General features: G+C 31.2%; 13 protein-coding genes. 5 read left to right on the top strand and 8 right to left on the bottom strand.

The window, feature by feature from the left end; translation table 11 throughout:
- The 3 genes from tnpA (BUB36_RS17925) to BUB36_RS17915 all read right to left on the bottom strand — a co-directional run.
- On the bottom strand, nt 1-261 hold a 261-nt coding region (gene tnpA / locus BUB36_RS17925; protein ID WP_207550851.1), incomplete at its 3' end, for an IS66 family insertion sequence element accessory protein TnpA.
- A 298-nt stretch (nt 262-559) separates the two neighbouring features.
- Nucleotides 560-898: a transposase gene (locus tag BUB36_RS17920; protein WP_084112134.1), complete on the bottom strand. Its 339-nt coding sequence runs from the start codon at nt 896-898 to the stop codon at nt 560-562.
- A gap of 56 nt (nt 899-954) precedes the next feature.
- Nucleotides 955-1914 (bottom strand): alpha/beta hydrolase, encoded by a 960-nt coding sequence (locus BUB36_RS17915; protein WP_073153469.1) that lies wholly within the window; start codon nt 1912-1914, stop codon nt 955-957.
- 203 nt (nt 1915-2117) lie between these two features.
- Here BUB36_RS17915 and BUB36_RS17910 point away from each other — a divergent pair, with 203 nt between their 5' ends.
- On the top strand, nt 2118-2678 hold the full coding sequence (locus tag BUB36_RS17910) for a TetR/AcrR family transcriptional regulator (protein WP_073153466.1): 561 nt from the start codon (nt 2118-2120) through the stop codon (nt 2676-2678).
- A gap of 323 nt (nt 2679-3001) precedes the next feature.
- On the opposite strand, the gene BUB36_RS19895 is transcribed toward BUB36_RS17910, so the two are convergent.
- The 3 genes from BUB36_RS19895 to BUB36_RS17900 form a co-directional block, all read right to left on the bottom strand.
- Complete coding sequence (locus BUB36_RS19895; protein WP_165613143.1) at nt 3002-3151, bottom strand: P-loop NTPase family protein; 150 nt, start codon at nt 3149-3151, stop codon at nt 3002-3004.
- Between the two features lie 160 nt (nt 3152-3311).
- Nucleotides 3312-3632: an ATP-binding cassette domain-containing protein gene (locus tag BUB36_RS17905; protein WP_165613142.1), complete on the bottom strand. Its 321-nt coding sequence runs from the start codon at nt 3630-3632 to the stop codon at nt 3312-3314.
- 240 nt (nt 3633-3872) lie between these two features.
- Nucleotides 3873-5144 (bottom strand): hypothetical protein, encoded by a 1272-nt coding sequence (locus tag BUB36_RS17900; protein WP_084112133.1) that lies wholly within the window; start codon nt 5142-5144, stop codon nt 3873-3875.
- A gap of 266 nt (nt 5145-5410) precedes the next feature.
- On the opposite strand from BUB36_RS17900, the gene BUB36_RS19890 reads away from it, so the two are divergent.
- Together BUB36_RS19890 and BUB36_RS19885 are read left to right on the top strand one after the other, a co-directional pair.
- Nucleotides 5411-5566: a hypothetical protein gene (locus BUB36_RS19890; protein ID WP_165613141.1), complete on the top strand. Its 156-nt coding sequence runs from the start codon at nt 5411-5413 to the stop codon at nt 5564-5566.
- Between the two features lie 6 nt (nt 5567-5572).
- Nucleotides 5573-5824: a hypothetical protein gene (locus BUB36_RS19885; RefSeq protein WP_165613140.1), complete on the top strand. Its 252-nt coding sequence runs from the start codon at nt 5573-5575 to the stop codon at nt 5822-5824.
- Between the two features lie 220 nt (nt 5825-6044).
- Here the strand turns inward: BUB36_RS19885 and BUB36_RS17890 are convergent, their stop codons facing one another.
- Nucleotides 6045-6278: a hypothetical protein gene (locus BUB36_RS17890; RefSeq protein WP_073153457.1), complete on the bottom strand. Its 234-nt coding sequence runs from the start codon at nt 6276-6278 to the stop codon at nt 6045-6047.
- A 103-nt stretch (nt 6279-6381) separates the two neighbouring features.
- Nucleotides 6382-6966, bottom strand: coding sequence for a zinc ribbon domain-containing protein (locus BUB36_RS17885; RefSeq protein WP_073153454.1), 585 nt, complete (start codon nt 6964-6966; stop codon nt 6382-6384).
- A 153-nt stretch (nt 6967-7119) separates the two neighbouring features.
- On the opposite strand from BUB36_RS17885, the gene BUB36_RS17880 reads away from it, so the two are divergent.
- Both BUB36_RS17880 and tnpA (BUB36_RS17875) read left to right on the top strand, forming a co-directional pair.
- A complete protein-coding gene (locus BUB36_RS17880; protein ID WP_242655906.1) occupies nt 7120-7305 on the top strand; it encodes a DUF7768 domain-containing protein in 186 nt (61 codons plus the stop codon).
- A gap of 21 nt (nt 7306-7326) precedes the next feature.
- A partial coding sequence (gene tnpA / locus BUB36_RS17875) for an IS66 family insertion sequence element accessory protein TnpA (RefSeq protein WP_408633806.1) occupies nt 7327-7601 on the top strand: 275 nt, incomplete at its 3' end.

The following is a 7601-nucleotide window of genomic DNA, read 5'->3' as shown; positions in this document are numbered from 1 at the left end:
AGCTTTTCCAATAACAATTTTCAAAGGTGATACCTTAGTATCATCTTCATTTATATTTTCAGTTTCATATCTATTAAGAGTAGCCCACTGTACCTTTGAATCTTTAGTCTTTTCTTTAGAATCTTCCTTTCTAAATTTTTTAATCCATCCATAGAAAGTACTTTTTTTGATACCATTATTATTACTATACTCTCCTATAGATAACTTACTTAAAATCCAGTTATCATAATGGGTTCTCCACCAATCTTTTGTTTTTTTCATTTCCTGATATGCCTCCTTTAAAGGCATTATCTCACAGGAAATGGTCTGTTAGAAGGTGGGTAGGGTTTTACGCTTACAAAATGACAAAGGTTTGAGTTTGGCACAGCTTTCTGAGATCATTGGCGGAATAATGTCGGTTAATTTGGAGAAGATAGAAAAATACAACGAATGGTAATATGAAGTAATGATCAGACATCGTGATTATTTTAAAGATTCAGTACTTACAGTTGCAATAACTGATAGACTTAAACATAATTCATATGGACCTAAAGAAACAAAAGATTAGATTCAAAAACTGCTACTTGTTGTAGCTTTCTAGCAATATACTTTTTACTGCCTTTTTCCACACAAAGGTATACTTATTGGCATTGGCTTCAACTTTGGCTCCATCAATAAAGATAGCTTCCCCTGAAATTTCACCGAGATCATACAAGAAATCTGTAAACTTAGCCATGATTGATTTGCTAATTGGTGTGAATTGCAAGGTTTCAAATCTTGAAATTGTAGTATAAGCTGGAGCAGATTTACCTTCCAAAAGAAACATGAAATTAATATCTCTTTGACAGGTACGCTCTAATGATCTAAAGGAATAAATATTATTCATATAACCGTAAATCATAAGTTTTTTTATTCGCATTAAAAAGAGACTGTAGACTAACTTAAGTTAGCGTAACAGTCCCTTTTGATAATTAACTATTTCCATTCAGTATGTTTCTTAAAGAAAGCATCCATTGCATCTACTGCCGCCTTTACGTGCTCGTCAATATCGTAAAGACTTACGTGTGAAGTACCTGGCACAACAACCATTTCTTTTGGTTCTGAACAAGCATCATAAAAAGCCTGAGTTAGAGGACCTGTGTGTAGTGGCGATGGTGTTTCTCCTTCCTTTGGAAATGATTTTTCTCCAACGATACCAATATATGGTGTGTATAGGTACGGAGCATAATGCACAGCGTCAGTCATAGGTGCATCTTCCATAATGGTTTTTACAGTCATATGCGTGTAGTTGGGGTATCTAGCTGCACCAGCTCTGTCGGTCATGTAATAGTCATAACCTTCATTGCCTTCTCGAAGTGCTGGATCATTAACTGCAGCTTCCATTCCTAGTGCATCATAGTATTCAGTTACGCCTGTTTCATATTCTTTTTGGCGTGCATCGTTTGCCATATTGAAGAGCTGCAGCAGCATTTCTTTTGGCATTGATTTGAAGTAGCTACTTAGATTGCTCATCATGCCACTTACAGTTGCAACAGCTTTAATACGCTTATCTGTTGTTGCTACGAGCGGCATGTATCCACCACTTGCACAACCACCTAGACCAAACAGACGGTTTCTATCTACGAAATCCAGTGTTCTTATATAGCTTACTGCATCTCTAATACCTTCAGCCTTCCAAGAGAATTTTTCATTATTACGGATTGCACCTTCACTGTCCCCATAACCAATATGATCAAATGATAGAAATACATAGCCACGTGATGCCATTTCACGGCCATAATTAGAACCCATTTGCTCTTTGATTTGATTAAACGGACCAGAAAATACAACTGCAGGGTATTTCTTCGCTGGATCAAAATTATCTGGTGTAAACAGTAGACCTGCCAGATTAACACCTTGACTCTTAAAAGTAACTTTATTAATTCCTGATTTCATATGATTCTCTCCTTTCTAGAGAGTGATACTCTTTAAAATCTAAAAAAATAAATTTATTCTTATTCTTTCAGAGAGCAACACTCTTTATATTCATAGAATATCATCTATTTTTTTGCTTGTCAACATATTTTTTTTATTAAATTGACATTTTTCTTTAATATAGTCTATAATTAAGAGAGTAATACTCCTAGGAGGTGATATGTATGACAATAAAAGAAACCATCATGACAACCGCTGCACAACTTTTTCTAGAGAAAGGTATTCATGGTACATCTATAAAAGCAATAACAACAGCTGCCGGTGTTAGCAATGGTGCTCTTTTTAACTATTTTGCAAATAAAGATGAACTGGTTCTTGCTATATATAGTATGTATAAAGATGATCTTAGAAACACTCTTTATTGCAATCTAAATCAGGATGATGGTATAAGAAAATTCCTTCAAGATTACTGGAATGCTATGATCCACTGGGCACTAAATAATCCTGACAAAAAGAAATTTATAATGACTTTTGCACTCCAACCTAATGTAGTTCATTGTATGAGAAACTATGACCGATCAAAATATGATTTTTTGATTCCTAAAATCACAAAAGCAATAGAAGATAAAGAAATCATTGCAGAGAATATAGACTATTTCTTTTTCATTTTCTCTGGAGTTACAGATGGAATCGTGAATTACTTAAATTACAATACTGAAGCGGATCGTGAAACAGTGATTTCTAATGGTTTTCAGCAGTTTTGGAGATCAATAGTGAATTTCTAAGCTAGTTAGAGTAGAAGATTGATTTCGAAAAGTGACCTTTATAAAAGCGCTTTCTTAATTTCAAACTACACTCATAATAAATCACTAGTTTCTGATCCTTTAGGTGAAGTGGAAAATAACCAATTTTTTTATCGACTACAAAGAGTTTTATAGATTGTTCTACTGAATTGTCATCTGATTCTAAAGAACTTTCTTCTAGAAAGACTTTTTTAAAACTTTGAAGTATAATTTTAAAAATTATTTGACATATATAGTCTTAATAAAATCTGAAAATCAGTAAGTCATCAAGTGATTATTCACTCAAAATTTACTGATTTTTATTTTTAAATTACTGTTCTTGCTATAGAGTATCTTTTAATAAGATTCTGAATTTTTATTCTCTCCTCTGAATCAAGACCGACTATAGGCTCATCCATAATTAATATTCCTGGTTCATTAATCATTGCACAAGTCAATCCTAATCGTCTCTTCATTACTCAGAAGTTTTTTGTCTTTCTATACATTTGTCTTGTTAAACTTAATTCTTCAAATAATTCTTTTATTTTACCATCAATATCCTTTTTTCATATTTCCTAATAAACACATACACCCTAGCATTTCGTAAACAGTAAAACTTCCATAAAATCCAAATTCTTAAGGCATAAATCCAACTATTTTTCTAATTCTGTGATAATTTTTATTTTTAGTTTCAATATCATTTATCATTATTTCTCCTTGTTTTATACTTTGCAAAGTAGCCATCAGTCTCATGAAAATTGTTTTACCTGCTCCATTTTCGTCTGAAAGATCGATCAATCCCTTATTTATTTCTAAGCTTAAATCAGTGCCATCTTCAAAATTGGTTATATTTCTATTAACTATATAAATAAGCGTATCTATGAATATAATTTCATCCCTCGCATTACAAAATTGAAAATATTTTCCTTGGCAAAATAGCAAAATTATATGTTGCAATATTATAATATAAAAAACCAATCAGAGTAATTACAATGTTACTCTAACTGGCTTTTCTTAACTTCTTTATTTGATTATGACTGTAGCAAAAAATTATCTATTTTACTTCTAAGAGTTTCTAGAGATACACTAAGGTAGCTACTTAAGGACTATGAGATAAGAACTGTTTCTAAGTTTTAACCTATCAACTTAAATTTTTTTATTATTGACCTTTTAATAGTTGACATTTCTATATTAAAGCTAGTGTATTTCAGAAACAGCAATATCTTTATCTGTAAATCTTATAACTTCAATGTTTTTTAGTGTATCTATACCATCACGGTTTAAATTATTTTTTACTATAATGTTATTTCCTTTTTTCGTTATCTTATAATCTACAGAAGCTCCAGTAAATTGAACAATGTCTACACCTTCTTTTCCGTCAATTTTATTATCTCCACTATTACCTATTAAAATATTGTTTTCTGAATTTCCAACGAGTCCTGTATTTTTATTTCCTAATAACCTTGCATTTTTTAAATATTTTGATTTATGTGTATAAGGTTCTTTTTCATCATAATACATTTTAAAAGTACCACTAAATTCCGCATCAATTCTAGCCATATATGTAATATAGCTTGGTAAGAATTCGCTTACGATTTTATAACCCATAGGATCATTTTTCTTAATATCTTCTCTAGTTTTTGAAGTATATATTCCCCACATACCACCATTATTTTCTGTATATGGTGCCCAAAGCCCATAATAAGAATCTACTACAGATGCTAAATATTCTTGTTCAAGACTTCCTTCTTTTTCAAGTTCTAATAACCAATCCTTTGAGTCAAGGCCCCACAACCCTTTTTTACCCCAATCGTTTTTGTTTTTAGGGAGTGCATTTTTCATAGCTTTGTAAATTTCTTTTTGTAAATTAGGAAGTGCTCCTGGATTCATTTTTGTTCCAATACCATAATCATGAACCATATGAAGTATTTCCTCATAAGATGCATCTCTGTGTTTGTAGTCATTTTTTATATACCATTGGCTACCTACAGTTGGTACTTCCATTTGATATAAAGGTTGACCTTGCAATGCTTCTTCTGGAATATGAGATTCTCCATCAGCTCCATTTGGCATAACTAAAACTGCATCATTTTCAGCCATTTTATTTGCAACATGACCTTTTTTATAAGTTCCAAAATTCTCTAAATAAAAGCTTAGTAGGTTATAAGCCTTTAAAACTTGTTCATCAGTTACTTTATCCTGAGCTACAATTGTAATAGGTTTTCCATTTGGTGCAATATATTGAATGTATTTAGAATAATACTTCTTATATATTCCACCAAGCTTGGAAGTATCTCTAATAATATCTTTAGCACTAATGTATTTTTTATAATTTGGATTTGATATCTCAATTTGATTTTTAGTATTTAAACCTTCTTTATCTTTCAAATCTGATGCCAAATTGTTATTATATGTGCAACCTGTGCAAAATAAAGCTATACATATAATTTTTATAAGTATTTTTTTCATTTTTTTTTCTCTCCTTTTATTAATATTAAAGAAATCTACGACTTTAAATACAGTTTAATTGAATTATGTATCCATCGTGTATCAATATTAAAAATTTTTATTCTTTTATAAGATGTATTTAAGTATGTAACTTTTGTACAAAGATTTAATACTAAATTGGTTAATTTATCCATTAAAATATATCAAAAAAATAACTAAAGATAATACCGTAGGCTTGTTGAAGTAGTTTTTTTACCAAAATACTCTACGAAAGGCGGTATTACCTTGTGAATAAGAGAAAATTTCACCAGAGTAATTGCAAGGAAGAAACTGCTTCAGCATGGTTAGTTTCACTATTAAAGTTTGCTTCTGAAATTGAGTATTTTAAAGCTCTAAAAGGTTTTTATCTTTCAATGATTAAGAAGCATTACATTATTTACTAAAAGTTAATGACTTTGATTTCTTCCATGTCCGTAGGCTGTGAGTCTACAAAAGATACCAATGAAAGACTTCACCCTGAGAAAGTGGTTGCAAATATTTTAGGAATGGAAAAATTTCCTGACCAATCTCAGATTAATCACTTTCTACAGGTTATGGATGAAGAAAGCATAAAACAACTCAGGCAAATACATCATGAAATTTTTATAAAACATAGCAATAACCTTTCTTATAATGAAGAAATAGTCGTCGATTTTGATTAAACAGGACTAATAGCCAATGGAAAGACTTATGAATGCTCTAGCAAAGGCTATTTTCCAAAGAAGAAAAACCAATCAGGATATCAAGTAGCTGCTGCTTTCGCAGGTAAAAACTCAGAAACTGTTCCTCTTTTTTTAGAAACAGGCAACACCCATTGTAAGAATCGAGTAGAAGCTTTACTTACTACTATATTATCAAAATTTAGGTAGTTAGCATAGGTTCTTAAAATGGAATATCATCATTTTCTTCGAATGTCGTTGCTATTTCAAATATACTACTATTATTTTGTTTTTCAAATTCTTCCCAAGGCTTTAAAAGTTCTTCTTTAAAGAAAACAGTACGTTGGCCACAAATCTCGCAGAACCTAGCATTACTATCGTTTTTGTGATAGTGAGTGTCAATAAGATTACCATTATAATCGTATTCTGGGTCGCCTTCACAATAGTTAAAAAGCATAGTTCCACAGATTTTGCAATATTAAGCACTTGAACTAAAGCATTCATTTTCGCATTTTGGACAGATGACTACCCTCATGTTTTCATCCATTTCGATACCATCATTATAAATCATATAAGTACCCCACTTCTGTTATAATTGTTTGGCCATATTTTCTAATAAATTCTATAAGTAAATCCTTATGCTTTAAAATGATATCTGCACTCATAGCATAAAAAGCAAAAACAATAAAAGAACCCTCATCCCTTATTGCTTTAGAACCAGTTAGTGCAGTATAAAGTTCTAGATTATTTTCAAAAAAATAAACAGTAGTGATAATATAATTCCAATATTCATACTCTATGTAATCTTCATATGTACCATTTTCAAAAGTTAGAAGATCTGGTATGTCCACTTCTTTTAAATTATCAAATAAATTTAATTCTCCAAACTTAGTAATTTCTCCACAATCAGGGCAGTACCGACAGTCTCCTGATACTTCTTTATTTTCATGTAAACAAATATTCTTAAGTGGTGTACCCCAAATCTTACAATAAGCCGAACCTTTAAAAAAATCATGATTCTTACATACTGGGCAGAAAAAAGCTTTGTTAGAATCATCTGTTTCAATATAAGGATAAAACTTCCCTTTTAGGTATTCAGGCCAGTCTCTCCAAATTCCGTTTTCAGGTAGTTCTTTATATGGCAAATCCCAGTCAGGTATTTTTTTACCACAAATGTGACAGTAAGTTTGGTTTTCATTAACTATATAAGCATTACAGCTTCTACAAATACGACATATTTTGTAAAATTCATCGTGAAAATGTTATAAGCCTGCCGTGAAAATTGGAGGTGTGAGATTATGAATATAACAAAAGCAAATGAAACTAATATAGAGCAAGAGAAACCTGAGGAGAAAAAAATAGTTTTTATCTGCAGTCCCTTTGCAGGAGATATTGAAGGGAATACAGAAAGGGCTAGACGATATGGAAGATTTGTAAGCGTCAATTCTTCCCCACGTATCAATAACGTAATAGTCATGGTATAATCTCCACAAGGAGGTTTGAGAATGAGTAATAATGATAGATTAATATGGGAAAAACGAATCAAAGAATATAAGGATATTGGGCTATCAGGAACACAGTGGTGTAGAGAGAATAATCTTAGCTATCATCCATTCAAATATTGGCATTATAAAATAAGCGATAAATTAAGAAATAAAGAGCATTTGAAACAAAGTAGAGAGAGGATAGCTGTTACTACTGATGCAAACAGTAGTAATAGTTTTGAACATAGTGAAACAGAAAAAGCTGAGCTGATTTATTGTTCTTTGTCACCGTCTAT

This window comes from Paramaledivibacter caminithermalis DSM 15212 (assembly GCF_900142245.1).
Taxonomy (GTDB): Bacteria; Bacillota; Clostridia; order Peptostreptococcales; family Caminicellaceae; genus Paramaledivibacter; species Paramaledivibacter caminithermalis.
This window is presented reverse-complemented; position numbering and strand designations above follow the sequence as displayed.